The organism is Bordetella genomosp. 4 (genome assembly GCF_002261185.1).
In the GTDB taxonomy this organism is placed as follows: Bacteria; Pseudomonadota; Gammaproteobacteria; order Burkholderiales; family Burkholderiaceae_B; genus Bordetella_A.
The window spans coordinates 127859-152922 of sequence record NZ_NEVQ01000009.1; the positions used below are offsets into that span (position 1 = coordinate 127859).

Below are 25064 nucleotides of genomic sequence, written 5' to 3' on the forward strand. Positions count from 1 at the left end.
GCCATGAGCAACCGTATTCTGTTAATCGCATTCATCGCCTTGGTGGCAATATTGCCCATGGTGCCTGCGACGCCCGAGTTCTGGATCACGCAGCTCAATTACATCGGGCTGGCCGCGATGGTGGCGCTGGGGCTGGTGTTGTTGACGGGCGTGGGCGGCTTGACCTCGTTTGGCCAGGCAGCCTTTGTCGGGCTGGGGGCATACACCACGGCCGTGTTGACCAGTCATTACGACACTTCGCCGTGGCTGGCCTTGGTAGCTGGGCTCTTGTTCACCGCGGTCATCGCCTATTTGCTGGGCCTGATCACCTTGCGTCTGTCCGGCCACTATTTGCCATTGGGCACCATTGCCTGGGGCCTGTCGCTCTATTTCTTGTTCGGCAATCTGGACTGGCTAGGCAAGCATGACGGGATCGCGGGCCTGGAACCGATCAGCCTGTTCGGTTTTTCATTGGCCAATGGCCGTCATATTTACTACCTGATCTGGGTGTTCCTGCTGTTGTCGTTGTGGGCCACCAGCAACTTGCTCAGCTCCCGTCCGGGCCGCGCTATCCGTGCGCTGAAAAGCGGTGCGGGCATGGCCGAGTCGATGGGGGTAAACACCGGCGCATACAAGATCATTATCTTTGTATGGGCTGCCTTGCTGGCCTGCTTGTCGGGCTGGATCTATGCGCACATGCAGCGCGCCGTCAGTCCCAGCCCGTTCGGCTTGAACTACGGTATCGAATACCTGTTCATGGCTGTCGTGGGCGGCGCGGGGCACGTCTGGGGCGCATTGGTGGGCTCCGCCGTGATTCTGGGTTTGAAAGACCAATTGCAGAATCTGCTGCCCAAGTTGCTGGACACCGATGCCAATTTCGAGCTCATCGTTTTTGGCGTGTTGCTCATTTTGGTGCTGCAGTATGCCGCGAATGGCTTGTGGCCGATCTTGTCTGCGGGTTGGGCTCGTTTGACGGGCAGCGAGGGATCGCGTCGCCATCGGGCGCCGCCTCCCGACGCAGAGGCCTTGCCACATCGCGATCGTCCAGAACGCGGTGAGCTGGTGCTTGACGTAGAAGGCATACGCAAAGAGTTCGGCGGCCTGGTTGCGGTCAACGATATTTCGTTCAAAGTCCGTGCTGGCGAGATCGTGGGCCTGATCGGTCCGAACGGCGCGGGTAAAAGCACGACCTTCAACTTGATCAGCGGCGTGTTGCCGGCGACGCGCGGCCAGGTTCGTTTTCTGGGCGAATCCATCAATGGCCGCAGCGCACGCGATATTGCGCGCCGTGGCGTTGGACGTACCTTTCAGCACGTGCAGCTTTTGCCGGGGATGTCCGTGCTCGAAAACGTCGCGCTGGGTGCGCACATGCGTGCGGATGTCGGTGTTGTGGCGGGGGCGTTGCATGCAGACCGGGCCAAGGAAGCCCGCTTGTTGCACGAGGCTGCCACGCAACTCAAGCGCGTAGGCTTGGGCGATTATCTGTACGAGCAGGCGGGCAACCTGGCTTTGGGTCAACAACGCATTCTGGAAATCGCGCGCGCGTTGGCGAGCGATCCGATCTTGCTGTTGTTGGACGAGCCTGCGGCCGGCTTGCGCTACAAGGAAAAGCAGGAATTGGCACAAGTCCTTGAGCAATTGCGTGCCGAGGGCATGAGTATTTTGCTGGTCGAGCACGATATGGATTTTGTGATGCGGTTGACCAATCATCTGGTTGTCATGGACTTTGGCACCAAGTTGGCCGAGGGCGTCCCGGCGGAGGTTCAGCAGAATCCTGCGGTGCTGGAAGCCTATCTGGGCGGAATCGACGATGATCTGCCCGAAGCCGATCAAGGCGCACCGGTAACGGGGAGTGTGCAATGACGCAAGCTCAAAATGTGATCCTCGATGTGCGGGGGCTCAGCGCTCGCTATGGCAAAGTCGGTGCGTTGAACGAGGCCTCATTGACGGTGGCTCCTGGCAGCATCGTGACGGTGATTGGCGCGAACGGTGCGGGCAAATCCACGTTGTTGAATGCGATGATGGGGGCTTTGCCGACGACGGGGCACGCTTCAGGTGCAGTGCATTATGCCGGGGCGGATGTGTCCGGGTGGGGTGTGGAGCGCCGTGTTGGGGCGGGCATGTCGCTGGTGCCCGAACGTCGCGAATTGTTTGGGAGCATGTCGGTCGAGGACAATCTCTTGCTGGGAGGCTTTCGCCGTTATCGTGCGCGCGAAAGCGGTTGGCGAGATGCGCTGGAAGAAGTGTTTACCTTATTCCCCCGGTTGAAAGAGCGCCGTCGTCAGGAGGCGGGTACGCTTTCGGGCGGTGAGCGGCAGATGCTGGCTGTAGGGCGGGCGTTGATGGCTAAACCCCGTTTGCTGATGCTGGATGAGCCTAGCCTGGGATTGGCGCCTCGCATTGTTCGCGAGATTTTTCACATCATTGCGCGTTTGCGTGAGACAGGTGTGGCGATTTTGCTGGTCGAGCAGAATGCGCGGGCGGCGTTGCAGGTGGCTGATTATGGGTATGTGCTGGAGACAGGTGAAGTGATCTTGCACGGGCCGGCGCGGGAGTTGGCGGGGAATCCGCGGGTGATTGAGAGTTATCTTGGACTGGGGAAGGGGGCGGCTGACGGGGGGGAGTGAGTTCTGATGGTCGTCGAGCCGAGGCAATCGGCCCGGCCGGGCTTCACAAAGTCGGTCCGGCGCGCGGGCGCCGGACACCGTGTTCGCTCACCTCGTCCGCGCCTGCGCGCTCCCTACGGTGTCCGCTCCACTCGACTTTGAGGCGCCCGGCCGGGCCGATTGCCTCGGCTCGACTGGCAGCAATTAGAGCTCTCTGCATCGCAGGCACGACTTTCTTGCTTGGCGTTTTTTTGCAGCCGCATTGGTAAAGAGAAAGATCTTACGGTGCTGCTTTCGGCGGCCGCCCTGCGCGCCCACCTCAAGCGTTCGGTCCGGGCATGCGACGGGGTGGCGTGGTGCCTGATTGGAAGATCTGCTTGGCCGCGAGTGAGGCTTGCGGCGATGATGCGTAGCGCGGGTTTTCTGCCGGCGTATGCGTAGCATACCCGTGCTCTGGATCAGAGTTCATGCGCGGACGTGATTTGCGCTCACTATGATGGCATTACAACGAGTGCCATGCGTGGCATTACGTCAATGTGACTCGAGAGATCTTTTGTCGAGTAACGGTGCCACAGCCTCTGCATGCAGATTCCGAACGCGATGACCGGGTGTGCAGGGCACCCGGTCATCGCAGCCCTGCAAGATCTTTCTCTTCACCCAGGCTGACGCAGAAAAATGCCAAGCAAGAAAGCCGTGCCAGCGATGTGATGAGCTTGAGTTACTGCGAGTCGATGCGGGGCAGTGGCTGCGTGGGGGCGCCTCGTGGTCGAGTGGAGCGGACACCGTAGGGAGCGCGAAGGCGCGGACGAGGTGAGCGAACACGGTGTCCGGCGCGCAGGGCGCCGGACCGACCACGTGAAGCCCCCACGCAGCCACTGCCCCGCATCGACGTCCATAAGCACTCCACACACTCCAGCCCACTTCACCCTTTACCAGCCGGCCATCTCCCTCCGAGTGCCTGCGTCGCCGCCGCAGCAGCCTGATTGGCCAGCCGCGACATTTTTTTGATGGCTGCCGGCGTAAAGCGCTCTTTCGGCCCGGATAACGAGATCGCCCCGCACATTTCTCCGTCTGGCCCGAACACCGGGCAGGCCACGGCCGCGCAATTCGGATCCCGTTCGCCCATGGAGATGAGCGTCAGCTCGGACGGTGGCAGCGTCTGGCGCTTGACCAGATAGGTCGTCAACAATCGGCCTGCTGCCCCTTTGTCCAGCGGCAGCAGGTCTCCCACGCGAATACGATCCAGTGTGGAGTGATGCGAGTCTACGCGTAACAGGCACACGCGCGACTGCGTATCGTGGTAGGCATGGAACGATGCGCTTTCCGTGCCTTGGTCGACCAACTGCTGCAATAGCGGCTGGACGGCCTCGGCGAGACGATAGGTGGCCTCATAGGCGCGTCCCAGGCGATGGGCATAGGTGCCCAACGCGTAGCGGCCGTCCGCACGGCGTACGACCAATGCTGATTTTTCGAGCGAGGCGATCAGCCGCAGCAATGTGCTCTTGTAGAACCCTGTGGCCCGCGAGAGGTCGGCCAGGCTGATGGCCTCCGTCCGCTGCGCGATGGCGTCGACGATGGACAGGGCACGTTCGACGGCGGCGACGCCGTCGGAGGAGGGTTCAGGTTGCGAGCTGCGGTTCATTGGTCGGGCAAGAAGTTAATCGGGGCCGGCCGAGTCCGCATCGATGTATCGACTGATGACCGGGAAATAGCAGGTGCCCTGACCCTGTTCGATGGCGGCAGCGAACCAATCATCGACATTGCGGGCGCCTGACGCATTTACGCCGGTCTGTGCCGCCAGGGCCAGCGCATAGCGCAGGTCCTTGCGGGCGTACTCGACCGAGAAAGCTTTCTCGGGAAAATTTCCGGGCAGCATAGCCTTTAAGCCATGGTTGCGCAACGCGAAGCTGTCCGCCGAGCCACGCGTAAACGTCTCGAGCAAGATCTGCGGGTCCACGCCGGCACGGCGCGCAATCGCCCGTGCTTCGGACAGCGCCGTCACCGTTTCGAATAACACCATATTGTTCAGGATCTTTACGACCTGGCCGCTGCCGACCGGGCCGCAATGGGTGATCTCGGAGGCAAAGGTTGCAATGAGCGGGCGCACTTGTTCAAAGACGCCCGCGTCACCGCCCACCATGACCGACAATGTGCCTGATTCTGCTGCTGCGCGGGTACGCGCGACGGGGGCATCAATAAAGACCGCGTCACGTGCAGCAAATTCATCGGCCAGCGCTCGCGTCACGTCGATGGGCGAGGTGCTGGTATCGACGATGATTTGTCCAGGTCGGGTGTGAGCCAATAGGCCTTGAGGGCCGCGTGCGACCTCCGCGACGACTTCGCCCGACGGCAGTGACAAAAATACGATGTCGCTATTCTGCGCAACTTCGGCCACCGAAGCCGCCGTGATCACGCCGTGCGCCGCCAGGCGCTGCAGGGGTTCAGGATTGCTGTCGAAACCTCGCACGGGCAGTCCGCCTTTTTGCGCCAGGTTGCGGCAGATGGGCTCGCCCATTACGCCCATGCCGATGAATCCGGCATGCTGGAAATTCGTCATGTGAATAGTCTCCTAGAGATGGAAAAAGGCTTACATGCCCCAATAAATGCCCTTGGTTTGCTGGTACAGACGCAGCCCCGACAAGCCTTTCTCGCGCCCGATACCGCTTTGCTTAAAGCCTCCAAAGGGCGTCGCAATCGACAGCTGTTTGTAGGTGTTGATCCAGACGCTGCCCGCCTCCAGACGGCGAGCCACGCGCCACGCGCGTTGATAGTCTGCGGTCCAGATACCCGAGGCCAAGCCATAGGCACTATCGTTCGCCTGGTCGATCAGATCGTCTTCGTCGTCGAAGGGCAGCGCGCATAGAACGGGGCCAAAAATTTCTTCACGTACGACATGGGCGTTGCGCGTGAGGCTGCCCAGAATCGTGGGCAGATAGAATGCGCCCGATTGCAGTGCATCGACAGTGGGGCGTTGGCCGCCCAGCAGGACCTCGCCGCCGTCAGCCAATGCGGTGCCAACCATGCGCTCGATTTTTTCGCGATGGGCGAACGAGGCAATCGGGCCCATTTGCGCACCTGCTGCATCGGGCAAATCCACTTTCAGTTGCGACGCCCGCTTCACCAGCATGTCGATGAATTGCGGGGCGATACTTCGTTGCACATAGAGTCGCGACCCTGCCACACAAGATTGGCCGCTGCCCTCGAAGATGCCGCCGATCACGCCCTCCACTGCTTTGGGCAAGTCGGCGTCCGCGAACACAATATGAGGCGATTTTCCGCCTAGTTCTAGCGCCACGGGCATGAGTTTCTCTGCCGCGGCGAGCGCAATCGCGCGACCGCTGGCGGTGCCGCCGGTAAAAGACACCATGCGTACGCCGGGATGCTCTACCAGTCGTTTCCCAACGGTAGCCCCCAGACCCGTGACCACATTCAGAATGCCCGGCGGCAAGCCGGCCTCCAAGGCAATGCGCCCTAATTCGAGAGCCGGTGAGGAGGTGACCTCGGAGGGTTTCAAGATGACGGCATTACCCGCTGCGAGCGCTGGTGCAACCTTTTGCGCTTCCATGGTCATGGGCGAATTCCATGGTGTGATCGCTACGACTACGCCATAGGGCTCGTACTGCGTCATCGACAAATAGTTGCCGCGAGATGGCGTGACCTCTGCATTCAAGGTCTCGCAGACGCTGGCGTAATAACGGAACGTGGCCGCGGCGCTGGCGACTTGTGCTTGGCATTCGGCCCACACTTTGCCGTTCTCGATCATCTGCAGGCGCGCCAATGTGTCGGCATGACGCTCCATGCCGTCGGCAATCGCACGCAGTATGGATGCCCGTTTGTGCGGCAGCATATCGCGCCAGGCAGGCTGGCGCACCGCTTGCCATGCGGATTCGACAGCTTGATCAACCAGTGACTCCGACGCCGCGCTGATCAGAAAGTTGGCTGATCCGCTTGCGGGATTGATCGATTCAAAAGTGCTGTCGGCAGTGGTGATCCATTCGCCAGAAATCAGCAGGGGCTTGACGGTATTAGGGGATGCGGATGCGGCTGGCATGCACGTAGTTCCTCGTTTTGGCATGGCTGCCTGCAGGTTGGGGAAAACCTGGATGACAGCATTTTCTTGTTGACACCTAAAGTGGCTAAAACTATAAAATAGAATATACGTTCTGCTAAACAGAACACCAAGAATAAAGCAAACCGCTCGCAAATGACAAGAGGAGATTCGTAAAAATGCTCAAACAATGGATGCGCGCAGGTCTCTGTGCCGCTGCGTTAATCGGCGCTGCTGCTTATGCGGATTCGTATCCGGCCAAGCCTGTCAGCATGACTGTTCCTTATCCCGCGGGTGGCGCCACAGATGTGGTTGCGCGTGCTGTTGCCGAACAATTGACGCAACTCTGGAAACAGCCCGTCGTTGTTGAAAACAAGAGCGGTGCAGGGACCACGATTGCAGCCGCCGCTGTCGCACGTGCGCCGGGTGACGGCTATACCTTGTATATGACGACTTCGGCGCACACCATCAGCGGGTATCTATATCCGGATCTCGCCTATGACCCCGTCAAAGATTTTGCGCCCATTACCTTGGTCACGAAAGTTCCTCTGGTGCTGGTCGTCAATCCCGGTGTCCCGGCGACCACACTGCCTGACTTTCTGACCTACCTGAAGACACATGGCAACGAGGTCAATTTTGCATCCCCGGGTAATGGGACTGCCCAGCACTTGAGCGGTGAACTATTCAAGCTGGCGACTCAGTCGAAGATCACCCATGTCCCATACCGTGGCGATGCGCCCGCCTTTACCGATCTCGCCGGAGGCCAGGTGCAGATGATGTTGGCGACCATCACGTCGGCATTGCCGTTGATCGAATCAGGAAAGCTGCGCGCTCTGGCTGTCGCAAATGCCACGCGTGTCCCTGCATTGGCTAATGTGCCGACCTTCGATGAGGCAGGTATGCCGGGGTTTGAGGCGGCAACCTGGTTTGGTGTTCTGGCTCCCGCATCGCTATCGCCGGAGCGCGCGCAACGCATTTATCAGGATATATCGCGCATCGTCGCCACGCCGAAAATGCGCGAACGGATCGAGGCGTTGGGCGGAGAGGTGGTCAACAGCACGCCGCAGGCCTTTGCCGATTTCATTGCCGCCGAACAACAAAAATGGGGCAAAGCGGTGCAGGTTGCCGGGGCGGCCAAACCATAGCAGTGCAAGACGCTCTGAGCGCGTCGCAATCGAGCTAACGACAGCGTCGGTCTATCGCTACCGTCCGACGCGACATATATCCATAATCAGGAGACTTCGATGAAGCGTCTTTGCAATTGGCTGGCTGCGGCTGGCGCGGCAATGAGTGTGATCACCGTTGCGGCACATGCGGCTTATCCCAGCGAGCCGGTGAAATTCGTGGTGGGATTCAGCCCTGGCAGTACGATCGATACCGTTGCGCGCATTGTGGGGGACGCTCTGTCGGCGCGCACGGGGCAATCCGTCGTCGTCGAAAACAAGACGGGCGCCAACGGCATGATTGCAGCTCGGGCGGTTGCCCAGGCGGCTGCGGATGGCTACACCATCCTGGTCAGCAACTCCAGTTCCATTACGGTCAATCCGTTGCTCTACAAAGACCTCGGCTATCACCCGTTAAAGGATTTCGCGCCGGTCACAACGGTGGTGGAGGTGCCGTTTGTATTGACGATCAATCCGAACAACAGCCGTATGCGCGATGTGGGTAGTGTGAAGGACCTGATCGCCCAGGCGCGCGCGAAACCTGCGTCGGTGAGCTATGGCTCTGCCGGCAATGGCAATCTGATGCATCTGGCCGGTGCACAACTGGCCACGATGGCCGACGTGCAAATGCTGCACGTGCCCTACCGGGGCGCGGCGCCCATGGAAGCAGGTTTGCTAGCCAACGAGGTCGACTTTGGTTTTGACACCTTGTCGGGCGTGCCGTTGATCAAGGCAGGCAAGCTAAAGGCATTGGCGGTGTCGACGGCGAATCGTTGGCACGATTTGCCAGACGTTCCTGCTGTCGCCGAACTCGGCTATCCCGATTTCGATATTTCGTTCTGGGTCGGCATATTTGCGCCCGCCGGTACGCCACCGGCGATTGTGAAGCAGTTGAATGAAGCGATTGCCGATGTGGTGTCCGATCCCGCGGTACGTCAGCGCCTGGCGTTACAGGGCCGCCCGTTGACGCAATCCCCCGAGGCGTTCCGCACCAAAATCGGCGATGAGCTCAAACAGAATCAAGCGCTCATTCAGCGCGCCAATATCAAGATCGATTGATCGATCCGACCAAGACAAGGAGCAGAGCGTGGCGTGGCACAAAGAACTGGACGAACTGGCACAACGCAGGAAACTGGCCGCTCAGATGGGCGGAGCAGAAAAGGTTCAGCGTCATCGAGACGGCGGGAAACTGCCGGTGCGGGAACGTATTGAGCGTTTGGTGGATGCGGGGTCCTTTCACGAGGTCGGCGGATTGGCCGGCAGCGCGCAATACGACGAGCAAGGACGATTGCTCGACCTGATGCCGTCCAATCTGCTGATCGGCAGGGCTCGTGTGCAAGGCCGTCCTATCGTGCTGGCTGCTGACGATTTCACTGTGCGCGGCGGCGCCAACGATGGTGCGGTGGGCGACAAGCTGGTTGAATCAGAACAGATGGCACACGATCTGCGCCTGCCGTTGGTCCGGCTGGTCGATGGTACGGGCGGCGGAGGTTCGGTGCGAAACATCGAGCTCAAAGGGCATACTCTGTTGCCCAAGCTGCGCATGTGGCCGCTGATGACGCAGAATCTGGCTTGCGTGCCGGTAGTGTCGCTGGCATTGGGTTCCGTCGCAGGACTCGGGGCCGCAAGGGTGGCGGCGAGTCATTACTCGGTCATGGTGCGCGATACGTCGCAGCTGTTTATTGCCGGTCCGCCTGTTGTCGCTCGTATCGGCCAGGTATTGAGCAAGAACGAATTGGGCGGCAGCGATATCCATACGCGTAATGGCGTCGTCGACGACGAGGCGGAATCCGAAGAGCAGGCATTCGTCATGGCGCGCCGCTTTCTTTCATACCTGCCTCGTTCGGTGCACGAATTGCCTGCGCGTGGGCCGTTGCCCGAGGGTGAGCTCCCTGATTTGGCTTGGTTACGCGACGCCATACCGCGTGACGGTCGCAGCGTGTACAAGATGCGGCCCATCGTGAAGGCGTTGATGGACCCGGGTTCGTTCATGGAGATCGGGCGGCGATGGGGGCGGGCCATCATCACCGGTTTGGCGCGCATTGAGGGCTGGCCCGTGGCCGTGTTTGCCAGTGACCCTTATGTGTACGGCGGCGGTTGGGATGGCCCTGCGGCCGAGAAGTTCACGCGACTGCTTGATCTGGCTGAGACGTTTCATTTGCCGGTAGTCAACTTTGTCGATATCCCTGGCTTTCAAATCGGGCTGGCCGCCGAAAAATCAGGCGCGATGCGCTACGGCGTGCGCGCATTGACGGCAGTCGCGCAGTCCACGGTGCCGTGGTGTTCCATTCTGGTACGCAAGGCCTTCGGCGTGGCCGCGGGCGGACATCAAAGCGCAGGCAGGTTCAATTTTCGCTATGCGTGGCCCTCGGCGCAATGGGGATCCCTACCTATCGAAGGGGGGCTGGAGGTTGCTTACAAGGCCGAGATCGAAGCAGCAACCGACCCTGAAGCAAAAGCCCGCGAGATCGAGGAACGTGTGCGCAGCTTGACTTCGCCCATGCGCAGCGCCGAGGCATTCGTCGTCGAAGACATTATCGATCCCGCGCAGACCCGTGACGTGTTGCGGGAATTCATTGATGTAGTGATCCCATTACGCCAACCCGGCGAGCGCGCCGTAGGCTATCGGCCATAAGGAGCGGCAGATGAAACGGGTGCTAGTCGCAAATCGTGGCGCCGTGGCCAGGCGGGTTATCCGCGCGTTGCGCGTGCTGGGTATGGAATCTGTCGCCGTGTATTCGGAGGCGGATGCAGCGATGCCTTATTTGCAGGAGGCCGATCATCAATGCTTGATCGGCCCGGCAGCGGCGATCGACAGTTATCTGAATGTCGAAACCCTATTGCGCGTCGCACGTGAACAGGCGGTGGATGCTGTGCATCCTGGCTATGGTTTTCTGTCAGAGAATGCGGACTTTGCGCAAGCGGTGGGGGACGCAGGGTTGATTTTCATCGGCCCCTCGCCACGCTGGATCCGTCTGCTCGGCCACAAAACGCAGGCGCGGGAAACGATGCGCGCGCTCGGCATGCCGATGGTGGCGAGCAGTGCGGTGTTGGAGGGCGATGCCCAGGAATTGCAGCGCGTTGCGGCAGCGCTGGGCTATCCGGTGCTGATCAAACCCGCAGCAGGCGGTGGTGGTATCGGCATGCTGCCTGCGACTGGGCCGCATGATATCGAAACGCAATGGGCACGCGCCCGCGATATGGCGCACCGCAGTTTTGGCCGTGCGGATTTGTATCTCGAAAAGCTGTTGCAAGAACCTCGCCACGTGGAGTTTCAATTCCTGGCTGACAGGTATGGCAATGTCCGTTGCTTGTACGAGCGTGATTGCTCAACACAGCGGCGCCATCAAAAAGTCATTGAAGAAGCGCCAGCGCCCGGCATCGATCGCGCTGCGCTCGATGCGATGTCTACGCAATTGCAGAACATTCTCGGCGGCCTGGGTTACGACGTGATTGGCACCGTCGAAATGCTGTACACCCCGGATACAGGTTTTTCATTTCTGGAAGTCAACACGCGTCTGCAGGTGGAGCATGCGGTGACCGAACAGATCACCGGTGTGGATATCGTGGCGGCGCAGTTGCGATTGGCTGCCGGCGAACGCCTGGACACCGTACTTGATTCCGTACCTGCCCCTATTGGCCACGCCGTGCAGGCGCGGGTCTATGCCGAAGACCCTGTACGTTTTTTTCCGTCGCCAGGAATGCTGAAGAGATTCGAGCTGCCTGCCATGTCCGGTGTTCGTGTCGAAACGGGATACGCGGCAGGCTGCCGAGTCTCGAGTCACTACGACCCTTTGGTGGCCAAAGTCATCGCGCATGCGGCGACCCGCGCCGGAGCGATCGATCTGCTCGAGCGGGCGTTGTCCGAATTCCGGATCGAGGGCATCAAAACCAATATTCCGTTTGTCATGCAGGTGTTGGCAGACGCAGATTTTCGTGCAGGGCGAGTCTCGACTGGCATGGCCAGCCGTGTATTGACTGCCACGCGCGAACCCGCGCAGATATCGTAAGGAGACCACAATGAGCAAATTGGAAACACCGGTAGCAGGCCGCGTGCTGTCAGTCAACGTAGCCGTCGGTGCGCGCGTTGCAGAGGGGGACACGATAGCCACCATCGAGTCGATGAAAATGGAATTGCCGGTGGAGGCAGAGCGTGCCGGCACGGTTGCGCAGGTCCTGATCGCTGTGGGTGACGAGGTCGATGAAGGCCAGGTCCTGTTGGAACTGGCATGAGTACGGCATCCATTCATACCGAACGTCGCGCAGGCGGCCGTGTTGCGCTATTGACGCTGGATAATGCACCGGTCAATAGTTTGAGTGCGGCGGTACGCCAGGGCCTGCATGATGCGCTGACCTCAGCCCTGGCGGATCCCGGTGTGCAGGCTATTGTGTTGACCGGCGCGGGTGCCTTGTTTTGCGGTGGTGCGGAAATCCGCGAGTTCAATACCCCTGCTTCGGTACGAGAGCCGACATTGCGAGACATCGTGCGGCAGTGTGAGCAGGCCAGCAAACCCATCGTGGCGGCGATGCATGGCACGGTGTTGGGCGGCGGGCTGGAGTTGGCGCTGGGCTGCCATTATCGCGTGGCGCATACCGATACCTCGTTGGGCTTGCCGGAGGTCAAGCTGGGCATTCTGCCCGGTGGCGGAGGAACGCAGCGCTTGCCGCGCGCTATCGGTGTTGAGCGCGCATTGAGCATGATCGTCACTGGCGATCCCATCGGTGCCGGCACCGCGATGCAATGGGGCCTGATCGATGCGGTATTCGACGGCCAGCTTGTGGGGCAAGCGGTTGCCTATGCCCTCGAGCAGGTTGGACATCCATTGCAAACGCGCGTGCTGGGCGCACGCCGTGCGCAAGCGCCTGCCGACCCTGCGGTGTATGCCCGGGCGCGGTCTGAGGGCGCACGTCTTTATCGTGGATGCGTGGCTCCTGATGCTTGCGTAGATTGCATCGAACAAGCCGTCAGCAGTGATATTGATGCGGGCCTGGTCTACGAGCGGCAGCGTTTCGTCGAGTTGGTCAATGGCGAACAATCGAAGGCCCAGCGTCACCTGTTCTTTGCCGAACGCAAAGCGCAGAGACCTCCCGCGCAATCGCGCGCAAATGCCTCGTATCAGATCGTGGGGGTGGTGGGCGCCGGAACGATGGGCGGAGGCATCGCCATGAGCCTCGCTAACGCGGGCATCACGGTGATTCTGGTCGAGCGCGAGCAGGCTGCGCTCGACCGCGGCTGGGCTCTCATTCAGCGCAACTATGCCGCAACCGTTGCAAAGGGACGATTGACCGAGCAGGAGCGTGATGCGCGATTGGCCCGCATTCGTTGCAGTTTGAGCCTGGCCGACCTGGCGGAAACTGAGTTGGTGATCGAGGCCGCCTTCGAAGACATGGCTGTCAAGCTTGAATTGTTCCGCGCGTTGGATCAGGTATGCAAGCCGGAAACCGTGCTGGCATCGAACACCTCACGTCTGGATATCAATCTATTGGCGCAAGCAACGGGTCGGCCCGGCTTGGTCTTGGGTACGCATTTTTTCAGCCCCGCAAACGTGATGCGCCTGGTTGAAGTCGTGCGGGGAGCAGCTACGACAGACGAAGTCATCGCCTCGGTATTTGAACTGGCGCGCCGCATGAAAAAGCTGCCCGTACTGGTGGGGGTGTGCGATGGGTTCGTCGGTAATCGAATGGTGAGTCCCTATACGCGTGAAGCCCATTTCCTGCTGGAGGAGGGCGCATCACCCGCGCAGGTGGATGGGGCTCTGCAACGTTTCGGCTTCGCGATGGGACCGCTGCGCATGGCGGATATGGCGGGACTGGACATCAGCTGGGCGGCGCGCAAGCGGCTCGCGCCCACGCGGCCTGCCCATCAACGTTATTCGAGAGTCGCCGACACCTTGTGCGAGCGCGGACGGTTCGGTCAGAAAACCGGCGCAGGGTTTTATCGCTATGAAAAGGACAGCAGAAGCCCGTTGCCCGATCCCGAGGTGGATCTGCTGATCGAGCAATGTGCCCGCGAGGATGGCATCACGCGTCGCGACATCAGTGATGCCGAGATCATCGAGCGTACGGTGTATGCCCTGGTGAACGAAGGCGCGCGCATCCTGGAAGAAGGTATTGCCGCCAGAGCATCGGATATCGATGTGATCTATGTCCATGGATATGGCTTTCCCATACATCGTGGCGGCCCCATGTTCTATGCCGACCAGATAGGCCTGGCGAATGTATTGAACACGATTGAACGGTTTCATCGTCAGCATGGCGAGCTGTGGACGCCCGCGCCGCTGCTTCAACGGCTGGTGCGTGAAGGTCGCAGTTTCGGCGACGTCTGAGATGCATAGGAGAACGAGTTTGGATACCCATAAGGGAGCGGATATGACCATTGAGGCGGCAGGGGTGGGGCCGCAGGCGTATTACTTTGCCGCGCTGTCGGAGGGGCGGTTTGAGATACAGCATTGTGACGTTTGCCAGGCCTGCCAGTTTTTCCCTCGTACTGTGTGTGTGCATTGCGGTGCAGAGGATCTGACTTGGATCCGTCCGTCTGGACGAGGCACGGTGTATTCCACGAGTGTCGTGCGGCGCAAGCCTGAGGCAGGAGGGGATTACAACGTCGCTCTGATCGATCTGGAAGAAGGTGTACGGCTGATGAGTCAGGTCGAAGGGATCGCTGCTACAGACGTGCGTATCGGCATGGCGGTGCAGGCGCGGATACGCCAGATGGATGCCGCACCGCGGCTGGTTTTTGTGACGGAGGCTGCAGAATGAATCTGGAGAGTTTGCGCGGCCAGGTGGCGATCGTCGGGGTCGGGCACGCAGGTCTGGGGGCGGCCCACGGATATACCGAAATGGAAATCCTGGCGCAGGCGGCTGCGAGAGCGGTCGCGGATGCCGGGATGTCGATGAGCGACATCGATGGCTTGGCCACGTGCAGTTCGTCGGCCACCATGTGGAGCATGCCTGTGGCCGAGTATCTGGGATTGCGGCCACGTTATATCGAGGCGACGATGTTGGGCGGTTCCAGTTTTGTCGCGCATCTGCTGCCATCGGTGATGGCGCTGGTGGCGGGCCAATGCGATGCGGTACTGGTGTGCTACGGCAGTACACAAAAAACAGCCACCTTCGGGCGTCAGGCCGGCGTAAAAGCCCGCGCCTTGCTCGACCCTCAGCCATTCGAGCAACCCTACGAACCGATTTCGCCCATCACTTCCTATGCACTGGCCGCCGCGCGGCACATGCATGAGTACGGAACGACGCGACGGCATCTGGCCGAAGTCGCCGTCGCCGCGCGTCAATGGGCGCAGCTCAATCCCGAGGCGGCCATGCGCGACCCACTGACGATCGACGATGTGCTGGGCGCGCGTATGGTGTCGGACCCTTTGAGTGTGCGTGATTGCTGCCTGGTCACGGACGGCGCTGGCGCCTATGTGATGGTGCGTGCCGACCGGGCGCGCGATTTGCCGCAACCGCCGGTGTACGTATTGGGCAGTGCCACGGCGGTGTGGAATCGTCAGATCTCCAGCATGGCCGATCTGACGGTGACTGCCGCAGCCGAATCCGGCCAGCGTGCCTTTGACATGGCGGGTCTGAGCGTTGCCGATGTGGACGTGGTGGAGCTGTATGACGCCTTCACGATCAACACATTGTTGTTCCTGGAGGACCTTGGTTTCTGTGGCAAGGGCGAGGGTGGGTCTTTCGTACAGGATGGCGGTATCGCGCCGGGAGGCCGGCTGCCGGTGAACACGAATGGCGGGGGGCTGTCGTGCGTTCATCCTGGCATGTACGGCATCTTCCTCATTATCGAGGCGGTCAGGCAATTGAGAGCGCAAGCCGGCAATCGTCAGGTTCCCGGCGCCGAAATTGCCCTGGTGCATGGTAACGGGGGGACATTGTCCAGCCAGTCCACCGCATTGTTGGGTGGCCCGTCGACACGTTAAGCGCAGGTCTTGCGACAAATCTCAAGGAAAACCATGTTGGACAAGATCGTGGAATCGTTGCATGAGGCGGTAGCCGATGTGCAGGATGGGGCGGTGGTGCTGATAGGAGGGTTCGGGGCTTCCGGTGTGCCGACCGCATTGATTTGCGCTTTGCTCGAACAGGGCGCTCGTGATCTGACGATCGTGAACAATAACGCGGGCAATGGTCCGCGCGGTCTGAGTCAACTGGTCGAGGCAGGGCGCGTACGCAAGATGATTTGTTCATTCGCCCGGTCATCGGATCGCAAGAATCCCAATGCCGCTGCCTTTGCGGATGCCTATCGTGCCGGACGCATAGAGCTGGAATGCGTGCCGCAAGGCACGATGGCCGAACGGATGCGGGCCGCCGGTGCGGGAATGGGCCCTTTCTTTACGCCGACCTCCTACGGTACCCCACTCGCGCGGGGCAAGGAAACCCGGGTCATCGATGGCGTGGGTTATGTGCTCGAAACGCCGTTGAAAGGTGACCTCGCGTTAGTAAAGGCCCAACAAGGCGACCGCTGGGGCAATCTCGTTTATCGCTACGCGGGGCGCAATTTTGCGCCGGTGATGTGTACCGCTGCGACGCTGACGGTTGCTCAGGTAGATGAGATTGTGCCCTTGGGGGCGATTGAGCCGCAGCACGTGATGACCCCCGGGATTTTCGTGCAGAGAGTGGTGCAGGCGGGAGATCAACATGTCCATTGAAAAGTTGTCGCGACGGGAAATCGCCCGTCTGGTCGCACAGGATATCCCCGATGGCGCGTATGTGAACCTGGGCATAGGCATTCCTACGCTGGTGGCGGCTTTCCTGCCCAACGATCGCGATGTGATTCTGCATACCGAGAACGGTATCGTGGGCATGGGGCCTGGGGACCCTGGAATGCCCCTTGATCTGGATCTGATCAATGCCAGTAAAGAGGCCGTCACGTTGTTGCCGGGTGCCTCGATTACCGATCATGTGATGTCGTTTGCCATGATGCGCGGTGGCCACCTGGATCTGACTGTGCTTGGCGCTTTTCAGGTGTCAGGCGGAGGCGATCTGGCGAATTGGGATACAGGCGAGCCAGGGACGATTCCGGCCGTGGGCGGCGCCATGGATCTGGTGGCCGGCGCACGTCAGGTCTATATCACGATGGAGCACGTGACCAAGCGCGGCGAGCCAAAGATCGTTCAGCAATGCAGTTACCCGCTGACGGGCTCAGGGGTGGTCGATCGCATCTATACGGACCTCGCCATCATCGATATCACGCCGGGTGAACTGATGGTGCGAGGGATGGTGGCTGGCCTGACGCTGGAGGCATTGCAGGCCGTGACGGATTGTCCGTTGAGTTTGGCGCCCGATTGGCGCGAGCTGACCGTCGAAGCAAACTGATTTTTGTGCGGCAAGTTGGTTGACAGCGAGAAACCAGCTTGCCTAGAATGTTCTTATAGAAAGAATAAATGTTCTGTTGAAAAGAACGATCCATGGGAATGGAGACATGAATATCCAGATAGACCAGCCTGCCGGGGCGCAGTTGGCTGCGCGTTTTGTGCAGGCTGCAAGCGCATTTGCGCGAAACCGTCTGTTCACTGCAGAGATGTTGGTGCAGTTTGGCGCCAGTCCTGTGCGCGTATGCATACGCGATGGCGCGGTCGTGCAGATGCAAACGCAGTTGCCGCCCATGTGCACATGGGATTTTGCTGTGCGTGCGTCGGAACACGCCTGGCAGGAGTTCTGGCGCGCAACGCCGGCCCCAGGCTGGCACGATATTTTTGCGCTCAGCAAGCGCGGAGAGCTGGAAATCCTGGGCAATCTGCAGCCCTTGATGGCCAACCTGCAGTACGTCAAGGATCTGTTGGCCATGGGCCGCGAGGAGACCCCATGAGCGCCGGACTGGAGCCCATCACGGGGCGCTATGTGCACCTTGATATCGCTGGCCGATCTTGCCGCGTGTATTTCGAAGAGGCCGGCAGCGGTATCCCGTTGGTGTGTCTGCATACCGCGGGTGCCGACAGCCGTCAGTATCGGCATCTGATGTGCGATGAGGCCGTGACCTCGCGCTTTCGCGTGATCGCGTTTGATATGCCATGGCATGGCAAATCCTATCCGCCGCAAGGGTGGCAGGACACCGAATATCAATTGACGACACAACTGTATGTGCAGACGATCCTGGCGTTTTGCGATGCGCTGGCATTAGATCGTCCCGCGCTGATCGGTTGTTCTATTGGCGGCCGGATTGTGCTGGAGCTGGCCCGGTTGCATGCGGAACGTTTCCGCGCCCTGATCGGCGTCGAGGCTGCGGACTTTCAGCAGCCTTGGTACGACACCTCGTGGCTGCATCGCGGCGATGTGCATGGCGGCGAGGTGTGTGCCGCCTTGGTGTCGGGTCTCGTGGCGCCGCAGTCGCCTGCCGTATATCGCCACGAGACGCTATGGCAGTACATGCAAGGCGGTCCGGGCGTGTTCCGCGGCGATCTGTATTTCTATCGCGTCGATGGCGATCTGCGTGGCAGGCTGGATGGCATCCGTACGGATGTGTGCCCCTTGTACCTGTTGACAGGTGAATACGATTTTTCTTGTACGCCCGAGGACACCTTGCGTACTGCCGCGTCCATTCCGGGGGCACAAGTCACGATCATGCGCGAACTGGGGCATTTCCCCATGAGCGAGAACCCGCAGCAGTTTCGCGGCTATTTGCTGCCCGTGCTGGATGCGGTCGCGTCCCGCTCGGCGGCCCGATAACAGGAGACAACATGATATCCACTCGTATGGCGGCAGTTGCAGCTTGCCTGGTTTTGCCCGCGGCAGTCTGCGCTCAAGAGACACTGAAAATCGGTGCCCTGGTAACGTTGTCCGGGGCAGGCGCTGCCTGGGGCCAGGGCATGAAAAACGCCGCGGAGATCGCCGCCGATCAAGTCAACAAGGCAGGCGGACTCGAGGTGGGCGGCAAGAAGTATCAGGTCAGTGTCGTGGCCTACGATGACAAGTACCAGGCCAACGAGGCTGTGACAGTGGCCAACCGTCTCGTGTTCGAAGACAAAGTGCAGTACATCATCGGTCCGGTGGGCTCGGCGCCTGTGTTGGCAATACAGCCTACCACCGAGAAAAACAAGGTCATTGTCATGACGCTGGGCTTTACGGCAAAAGCTCTGAGTCCCGACAAACCGTATACGTTCCGCCCCAATGTAACCACCGCCGAGGTCTCGCAACCGCAGATCAATTGGCTGGTGAAGACACAGGGTTTGAAAAAAGTGGGCGCCCTGTTTCCCAACGACGAAACGGGTCAGCAGATCGCTTCAGACTTGGAAGGCGCCTACAAGAAGGCTGGCGCAGACCTCGCGGTGAAGGAATTCTTCGAGCGTGATCGCGTCGATTTCGTACCGTTGTTGACCCGCATGATGGCGCGGGGAATCGACGCCATCGAGTTGGACGGCAATTCGCCCACGACGGCGGGCCTGATCGTGAAGCAGGCGCGTGAATTGGGCTTCTCCGGAAAGGTCGTGCGCACGGGTGGTCCCGCGACTCAGGAAATCATCAATGTGGCGGGGGCGGAGGCGGCAGAAGGGATGTTTGTGCACACGCCTGTCGACCCCGCGCTGCCCTCGACCAAGGCCTATGCCGAGCTGTACGCAGCCAAATACAAGCATGCGATGAACGGATTCAGTCCCGCTTTCTATGACGGCACCAATCTGTTGTTCGAAGCGATGCGCCGTGCCGGCACGGTGTCGGATACTGAAAAGGTCCGCGATGAATTGCAGAAGATCAGTAATTTTGACGGGGCGCTGGGCACACTGAATTGGACCGGGCAGGCCATGTATGGCATCAACCATCAGTTGAATGCGCCATTCTATGTGGCGCAAGTGCACGAGGCCAAGGAAGTCATTCGCGCTCGCTGCACCGTCGACGGCTGCCAATAACCCGGGAGGCGTGCGTGGACTGGAGCATTCTGGTGGCGCAAGCCACCATCAACGGACTGGTCGTGGGCCTGCTGTATCTATTGATGGCCGTGGGTTTCACGCTGGTATTCGGCGTCATGCGCATGGTGAACTTTGCGCATGGCGAGTTCTACATGCTGGGCGCCTTTGGCGCGTATTTCCTGACGAGCAATCTACATCTGCCTTTTCTGGCAGCCGTGGCCGTCACGTTCGCTGGCGCAGTGGTCATAGGGGCGCTGCTGGAATGGGTGATATTGCAGCCATTCCGGCACGATGAACTCAACGGCATGATTGCCACCATTGGATTGGCCATGATCTTGCAGAACCTGGCCCTGATGTTCTTTGGTCCCGATCCGCTGTCTATGCCCGCCGTGGTAAAGGGCGTGACCAGGCTGGGATCCGTGGTGATTCCCTCGGCGCGCGTTTACGTCGTGATTTTTGCCCTCGGGGTGCTGGCGTTGCTGTATGGTTTTTTGCGCTATTCGCGCCCGGGTCGCGCATTGCGCGCTGTGGTCGAGGATTTCGAAATCGCTTCGATACAGGGCATACGTGCCCGTATCTATTATCCCTTGGGGTTCGGCATTGGCGTGGGCTTGGCTGCCGTGGCGGGTGCCTTGATGGCGCCGTTGTTTTCGGTGTCGCCATTCGTGGGTGCTACGCCATTGCTCAAGGCCTTTATCGTGGTGATCCTGGGTGGGCTGGGCAGTATTCCTGGCGCCGCGGTCGCCGGGTTGGTGTTGGGATTGGTGGAAAGCTATGCCAGCCTGTATCTGACGAGCAGCACGGCCGATATGTTGATTTTCGCCTTGGTGATTCTGATGCTCGTGGTACGCCCCAAGGGCTTACTCGGTCGAGGAGAGGTCTGATATGACGGCATTGGCTCTGACGTCTCGACAAACGATGCGTCCCGGTTGGCGGATAGCAGTGCTGGCCGGCATCGTGCTGGCGGGGATGCTGCCATGGTTCGGCAGTCCTTTCGTGCTGCATCTGGCAGTATTGGCGGCGTTGAACATCCTGATCGTCAACGGTTTGGCGCTCATTAATCTCGGAGGACAATTGTCCCTGGGCCATGCCGCATTCGTTGCCGTAGGCGCCTATGCCTCCGTGCTGGCGGGCCAGCATCTGGGATGGTCTTTTCTCCCGGCCGCCGCGACAGGGGTGATCGCGGCGGCGTTGATTGCCGCACTCTTGGGATGGGTCATCCTGCGCCTGCGTGGCGTGTATTTTGTGCTGGTCACGTTCGCCTTTGGGGAACTGGTCAGGTTGGCGTTGCTGGACGGGGCGAGCTGGAGTGGCGGCGCGAACGGCATAGCGGGTATCCCGGCAGCGTCGCTGCTAGGATTCGAATTCGATACGCGCGGTCAGTTCTATGGTTTGGCATTGGTGACGGCACTGTTGTCCACGGCAGGCTTGTGGTGGCTGTTTCGACGTCCGCTGGGGCATGCGATCGAGTCCGTGCGTGATAACGCTGCCTTGGCGGAATCCACAGGCCTGAATGTGCACAGGTTGCAGCTGCTGTGCTTTGTCTTGGGTTGCATGTTGGCTGCACTGGGGGGCGCATTGCAGGCGCGCTATATCGGCTTTGTGTCGCCCGAGTCTTTCAATACCGGGATGTCCGTTGCGTTTGTCATCATGCTGGTGATAGGCGGGCGTCAATCGGTATGGGGCCCGTTGATCGGCGCCTTGGTGCTGACGCCGTTACCGGAACTGTTTCGCGGTGCGGTGCAGACACAGCACGTGTTCTACGGCGCCGCGTTGATCTTGATCCTGCGCTTTTTGCCCGATGGGTTGGTCGGTATTGCGCGCCATGTCTATCGTCGACGCAAGGAGCATGCATGAGTTCCTCACCGCTATTGCAGGTCAACAATCTGTCGCGCCGATTTGGCGGATTGACTGCGTTGCGCGAGTTGACGTTCTCGGTGGCAGAGGGCGAGATCTTCGGTCTCATCGGCCCCAATGGTGCGGGCAAGACAACGGCTTTCAATGTGCTCAGCGGCAGCATGCCGCCGTCGTCGGGAACGGTGAGGTTCGCGGATCATGATGTCACGGGAGGCCCGCCGAGCCGTGTTGTCGCGGTGGGGCTGGCTCGTACATTCCAGGCGACCTGCACCTATCCTGCTGTGTCGGTTGCAGAGAATATTTATCGCGGGCTGTTGTCGCGAATCTCTGGATCGATGGTCGCGCGCCTGGTCGGGCGGCGTGATGCTGCGTTATCCAGAGGGCAAGTGGGCGAGGAAATCGATCGCATCCTGGCCATGACGGATCTCGAGTCGTGGCGTGAGACACCCGCTAGCGCTTTAGCCTATGGCCTGCAGAAAAAACTGGGTATTGCCGTGGCATTGGCTGCTCGGCCCCGCATGTTGCTGCTCGATGAGCCAGCCGCCGGCTTGAATCACGAAGAGTGCCGGGAACTGGGCAATTTATTGCGCCGCCTGCGCGATGAACACGGTTTGACCTTGCTGCTGGTTGAGCACCATATGGCCTTGGTAATGGAGCTGTGCCAACGTATCGTGGTGCTGGTGCAAGGAGAAAAAATCGCCGAAGGCACGCCGCAGCAGATCCGTGAACATCCCGCCGTCATTGAAGCCTACTTAGGAGCACCCGACTATGCCCATGCTTGAAGTGAGCGGCCTGACGGTGCGCTATGGCGCGTTGCGTGCCGTGCATAACATCGATTTCTCGGTCGATGCGGGCCAGATCGTTGCGTTGATCGGCTCAAACGGCGCCGGCAAGAGCACGGCGTTGAAGGCTGTCATTGGTTTGGTTCGCGCTGCCGAAGGCACTATACGTTTTGATGGTCACGACATCGCTGCGCAGGGAGCTGCTGCCAGGGTCTCTGCCGGAATCGCACTGTCGCCGGAAGGCCGGCGCCTGTTTGGCCGCATGTCTGTGCGCGACAATCTGTTGGCGGGGGCACACGGTGTGCGGTCGCGTTCGGCCGTGGCGCATAGCCTGGATGAGGTATATGCGCTGTTTCCCAGGGTGAAAGAGCGCAGCGCGCAGTTGGCGGGTTCATTGTCCGGGGGAGAGCAGCAGATGGTGGCGATAGGCCGAGCCCTCATGGCCAATCCCCGGCTGCTGATGCTGGATGAACCATCCCTCGGTATTGCTCCTAAAATTGTCGGTGAAATTGCTGCCGCGATCGAGCGGATCAATCGCGACAAAGGGATGTCGATCGTGCTGGTCGAGCAGAATGCGCGCTTGGCGCTGCGTTTATCGCATCGTGCCTATGCACTCGAGCATGGCGAGATCGTGAGGACCGGTAAGGGCATCGAATTACTCGCCGATCCCTTTGTACAAAAGGCTTATCTTGGAATCTGACCTATGACCGGCGTTGCTTCACAGGCGTTACCGGAATACGAAGTCTATGCAGTCCGCTATGCGACGATGTCGCGGCGGCGCGCCGAGAATTTCTTGGGAGGCGATCCGCACGACGGACCGATGCCCATGGATTTTTTTGTCTGGTTGATACGGGATCAGCATCGCAGCGTGCTGGTGGACACCGGTTTCAGTGCGGAAATGGCAGCCCGACGCCGTCGGGACTTTATTGCCTGTCCGGTGGAGCGCCTTGAACGATTGGGGGTGATGCCAGGGCAGATCCGCGATGTGGTGTTGACGCATTTGCACTATGACCATGCAGGTAATCTGGCCAAGGTGCCGGGCGCACGCCTGCATGTGCAAGACGACGAGCTCGACTATGCGACAGGACGTTGTATGTGCCACGCATCGTTGCGCCACGCCTACGAGGTGGAGGACGTGGTATCGATGGTGCGCCGCGTGTACGAGGAACTCGTCGTGTTTCATGACGGCGACGCCCCGCTGTACCCGGGCATTGAGTTATTGAAAATCGGCGGCCATACAAAGGGGCTGCAGGCAGTCCGCGTACATACTCGCCGCGGCTGGGTCGTGCTGGCCTCGGACGCCAGCCACTTTTACGAGAACATGGATGAGGGGCGCCCGTTCCCCATTGTTTTTAACGTGGCCGACATGCTGGCAGGCCATCAGCGGCTACGCGAGGCGGTCGCTGGTCCGGACTATGTCGTGCCTGGGCACGACCCGCAAGTATTGCGGCGGTATCCCGCGTATCCCGGCGAGCCGGACATCGTCATGCTGCACGAGATGCCCGAGCCTTTCGGGTCGTGAAGGAGTGCGGGCGTCTATAGCTTCGCTTGCACGCGCTCGGCAACATCCGTGGGAACCCACTTTTGCCACACGTCCGGATACTTGCGCAGGAAGTACAGCGCAGCGTCGTCGGGCTCGGCCTTTTCATTTTCCAGCCATCCCAATGTGTCATCGATGGCCGCATCAGGCACATTGAGTTTCGTGAAAAATGCTTTGAGCTGCGGAGCCTGGCGTGCGAAATCGGCGTTCAAACCAGTGACCACCTGATTGGATTTGAACTCGGTAGCAACCGGCTTTTCGCATTTAGGATCGGTCATGCAGGTGTAGGCCGCTTGATCGAACGGCGGCAGTTCCAGCTTGACCAGGTCCAGCGAGCCTACCAGTGCCGTGGGTGTCCAGTAATAAAACACAATGTCGCGTTTGCGTTTATAGGCCGAGATGATGGCGGCCTTTTGCGCGGCGCCGGAGCCGGGCGCAAAGAGCGTATATTGATCTTCGAGTTGCAGCGCCTTGAGCAGGTTTGCATTCAGGGTGCCGCATGCCCAGCCGGCGGGGCAGCCATAGATGCGCCCTTTGGATGGGTCCTCGGGGTCGGCAAAGACCTTGGTGAATGTCTTCAGATCGGCGGCTTGCTTGAGCTCAGGATGGCGTTCTTGCGTGTAGCGTGGAATGTACCAACCTTCACCCGCGTCAAAGACATGGCCTGCGGCAAGGACCTTGCCGGACTTTTGAGCTTTCTCCCAGGCGACTTCAATCTGGCCGGGCCAGACCTCAGGCGTCACATCTACATCGCCACGTTGCAACGCGGCCAGCATGGCCAAGGTCTCGCCGATCTCTACCGACGTTTTGCAACCGTAGCCGTGTTCCACGATAAAACGTTCGATACCAGCGAGGACGAGATTGGATTCCCAGTTCAGCCCGCTAAAGCGTACGGGTCGATCGATTTCACAAGAGGCTGCGGAGGAGGTCGAGGCAGCGGAGGCGGATGGGGCCCAAGACAACGCCGTGGCGCTGGTCAGGACGGCGAGAAAGCTCAGAGCGGAACGCATCAGGCGCATGGGAACTCCTGGGCGGATGGCGGATGGAAATTTCATTGTACGTGGTCGGCTCTGATTAACCTTGCTATCTCTTATTTATGCGGTATTCAGTGATCGAAGGGTGGTTTGCTTATTGGACGTCGAGCCGAGGCAATCGGGCCGTGCGGGCTTCACAAAGCCGGTCCGGCGCGCGGGCGCCGGACACCGTGTTCGCTCACCTCGTCCGGCCCGTTCGGGCCTACCTA

At 60.1% G+C, this 25064-nt stretch carries 24 protein-coding genes; 20 read left to right on the top strand and 4 right to left on the bottom strand.

Annotation, left to right across the window (positions count from 1 at the left end; all coding sequences use genetic code 11):
• Positions 1-3 precede the first annotated feature (3 nt).
• On the top strand, positions 4-1842 hold the full coding sequence (locus CAL20_RS07310; protein ID WP_094837510.1) for a branched-chain amino acid ABC transporter ATP-binding protein/permease: 1839 nt from the start codon (positions 4-6) through the stop codon (positions 1840-1842).
• The gene (locus CAL20_RS07315) at positions 1839-2606 is read left to right on the top strand and encodes an ABC transporter ATP-binding protein (RefSeq protein WP_094821431.1); all 768 of its coding nucleotides are present in this window, start codon (positions 1839-1841) and stop codon (positions 2604-2606) included. Before CAL20_RS07310 ends, CAL20_RS07315 begins: the two co-directional genes overlap by 4 nt.
• Before the next feature lie 901 nt (positions 2607-3507).
• Here CAL20_RS07315 and CAL20_RS07320 read toward each other — a convergent pair.
• The 3 genes from CAL20_RS07320 to CAL20_RS07330 are packed head-to-tail and all read right to left on the bottom strand — an operon-like array spanning position 3508 to position 6636.
• Positions 3508-4227, bottom strand: a complete 720-nt coding sequence (locus CAL20_RS07320) for an IclR family transcriptional regulator (protein ID WP_094837511.1) — start codon at positions 4225-4227, stop codon at positions 3508-3510.
• A gap of 15 nt (positions 4228-4242) precedes the next feature.
• Positions 4243-5142 carry an NAD(P)-dependent oxidoreductase gene (locus tag CAL20_RS07325; protein ID WP_094837512.1) on the bottom strand — a complete coding sequence of 300 codons (900 nt, stop codon included), beginning with the start codon at positions 5140-5142 and terminating at the stop codon, positions 4243-4245.
• A 30-nt stretch (positions 5143-5172) separates the two neighbouring features.
• On the bottom strand, positions 5173-6636 hold the full coding sequence (locus tag CAL20_RS07330) for an aldehyde dehydrogenase (RefSeq protein WP_094837513.1): 1464 nt from the start codon (positions 6634-6636) through the stop codon (positions 5173-5175).
• Positions 6637-6812: 176 nt separating this feature from the next.
• Here CAL20_RS07330 and CAL20_RS07335 point away from each other — a divergent pair, with 176 nt between their 5' ends.
• From CAL20_RS07335 to CAL20_RS07420, 18 genes are all read left to right on the top strand, one after another.
• Positions 6813-7778, top strand: a complete 966-nt coding sequence (locus CAL20_RS07335) for a tripartite tricarboxylate transporter substrate binding protein (protein ID WP_094837514.1) — start codon at positions 6813-6815, stop codon at positions 7776-7778.
• Between the two features lie 99 nt (positions 7779-7877).
• Complete coding sequence (locus CAL20_RS07340; protein WP_094837515.1) at positions 7878-8855, top strand: Bug family tripartite tricarboxylate transporter substrate binding protein; 978 nt, start codon at positions 7878-7880, stop codon at positions 8853-8855.
• Positions 8856-8883: 28 nt separating this feature from the next.
• Positions 8884-10431, top strand: a complete 1548-nt coding sequence (locus CAL20_RS07345) for an acyl-CoA carboxylase subunit beta (protein WP_094837516.1) — start codon at positions 8884-8886, stop codon at positions 10429-10431.
• 10 nt (positions 10432-10441) lie between these two features.
• On the top strand, positions 10442-11806 hold the full coding sequence (locus CAL20_RS07350; protein ID WP_094837517.1) for an acetyl-CoA carboxylase biotin carboxylase subunit: 1365 nt from the start codon (positions 10442-10444) through the stop codon (positions 11804-11806).
• A 10-nt stretch (positions 11807-11816) separates the two neighbouring features.
• Complete coding sequence (locus tag CAL20_RS07355; protein WP_094820186.1) at positions 11817-12029, top strand: acetyl-CoA carboxylase biotin carboxyl carrier protein subunit; 213 nt, start codon at positions 11817-11819, stop codon at positions 12027-12029.
• A complete protein-coding gene (locus tag CAL20_RS07360; RefSeq protein ID WP_094820187.1) occupies positions 12026-14122 on the top strand; it encodes a 3-hydroxyacyl-CoA dehydrogenase NAD-binding domain-containing protein in 2097 nt (698 codons plus the stop codon). Before CAL20_RS07355 ends, CAL20_RS07360 begins: the two co-directional genes overlap by 4 nt.
• A 43-nt stretch (positions 14123-14165) precedes the next feature.
• Positions 14166-14555, top strand: coding sequence for a Zn-ribbon domain-containing OB-fold protein (locus tag CAL20_RS07365; RefSeq protein WP_094837518.1), 390 nt, complete (start codon positions 14166-14168; stop codon positions 14553-14555).
• Complete coding sequence (locus CAL20_RS07370) at positions 14552-15724, top strand: thiolase (protein ID WP_094837519.1); 1173 nt, start codon at positions 14552-14554, stop codon at positions 15722-15724. Before CAL20_RS07365 ends, CAL20_RS07370 begins: the two co-directional genes overlap by 4 nt.
• A 33-nt stretch (positions 15725-15757) precedes the next feature.
• The gene (locus CAL20_RS07375) at positions 15758-16450 is read left to right on the top strand and encodes a 3-oxoacid CoA-transferase subunit A (protein ID WP_094820190.1); all 693 of its coding nucleotides are present in this window, start codon (positions 15758-15760) and stop codon (positions 16448-16450) included.
• Entirely contained in the window at positions 16440-17117 is a 678-nt protein-coding gene (locus CAL20_RS07380; RefSeq protein ID WP_094837520.1) for a 3-oxoacid CoA-transferase subunit B, read from the top strand. Before CAL20_RS07375 ends, CAL20_RS07380 begins: the two co-directional genes overlap by 11 nt.
• A gap of 106 nt (positions 17118-17223) precedes the next feature.
• Positions 17224-17610 carry a hypothetical protein gene (locus CAL20_RS07385; protein WP_094837521.1) on the top strand — a complete coding sequence of 129 codons (387 nt, stop codon included), beginning with the start codon at positions 17224-17226 and terminating at the stop codon, positions 17608-17610.
• Positions 17607-18467, top strand: coding sequence for an alpha/beta fold hydrolase (locus CAL20_RS07390; RefSeq protein WP_094837522.1), 861 nt, complete (start codon positions 17607-17609; stop codon positions 18465-18467). Before CAL20_RS07385 ends, CAL20_RS07390 begins: the two co-directional genes overlap by 4 nt.
• Before the next feature lie 11 nt (positions 18468-18478).
• Complete coding sequence (locus CAL20_RS07395) at positions 18479-19642, top strand: ABC transporter substrate-binding protein (RefSeq protein ID WP_179266630.1); 1164 nt, start codon at positions 18479-18481, stop codon at positions 19640-19642.
• Positions 19643-19656: 14 nt separating this feature from the next.
• Positions 19657-20526, top strand: a complete 870-nt coding sequence (locus tag CAL20_RS07400; RefSeq protein WP_094837524.1) for a branched-chain amino acid ABC transporter permease — start codon at positions 19657-19659, stop codon at positions 20524-20526.
• 1 nt (position 20527) lies between these two features.
• Positions 20528-21499: a branched-chain amino acid ABC transporter permease gene (locus CAL20_RS07405; protein WP_094837525.1), complete on the top strand. Its 972-nt coding sequence runs from the start codon at positions 20528-20530 to the stop codon at positions 21497-21499.
• On the top strand, positions 21496-22281 hold the full coding sequence (locus tag CAL20_RS07410; RefSeq protein WP_094837526.1) for an ABC transporter ATP-binding protein: 786 nt from the start codon (positions 21496-21498) through the stop codon (positions 22279-22281). The genes CAL20_RS07405 and CAL20_RS07410 overlap by 4 nt, the downstream gene beginning before the upstream one ends.
• A complete protein-coding gene (locus CAL20_RS07415; RefSeq protein ID WP_094820197.1) occupies positions 22268-22981 on the top strand; it encodes an ABC transporter ATP-binding protein in 714 nt (237 codons plus the stop codon). Before CAL20_RS07410 ends, CAL20_RS07415 begins: the two co-directional genes overlap by 14 nt.
• 3 nt (positions 22982-22984) lie before the next feature.
• Positions 22985-23803 carry an N-acyl homoserine lactonase family protein gene (locus tag CAL20_RS07420; RefSeq protein WP_094820198.1) on the top strand — a complete coding sequence of 273 codons (819 nt, stop codon included), beginning with the start codon at positions 22985-22987 and terminating at the stop codon, positions 23801-23803.
• A 14-nt stretch (positions 23804-23817) separates the two neighbouring features.
• Here the strand turns inward: CAL20_RS07420 and CAL20_RS07425 are convergent, their stop codons facing one another.
• Positions 23818-24831: an ABC transporter substrate-binding protein gene (locus CAL20_RS07425; RefSeq protein WP_373558280.1), complete on the bottom strand. Its 1014-nt coding sequence runs from the start codon at positions 24829-24831 to the stop codon at positions 23818-23820.
• Between the last annotated feature and the right edge of the window lie 233 nt (positions 24832-25064).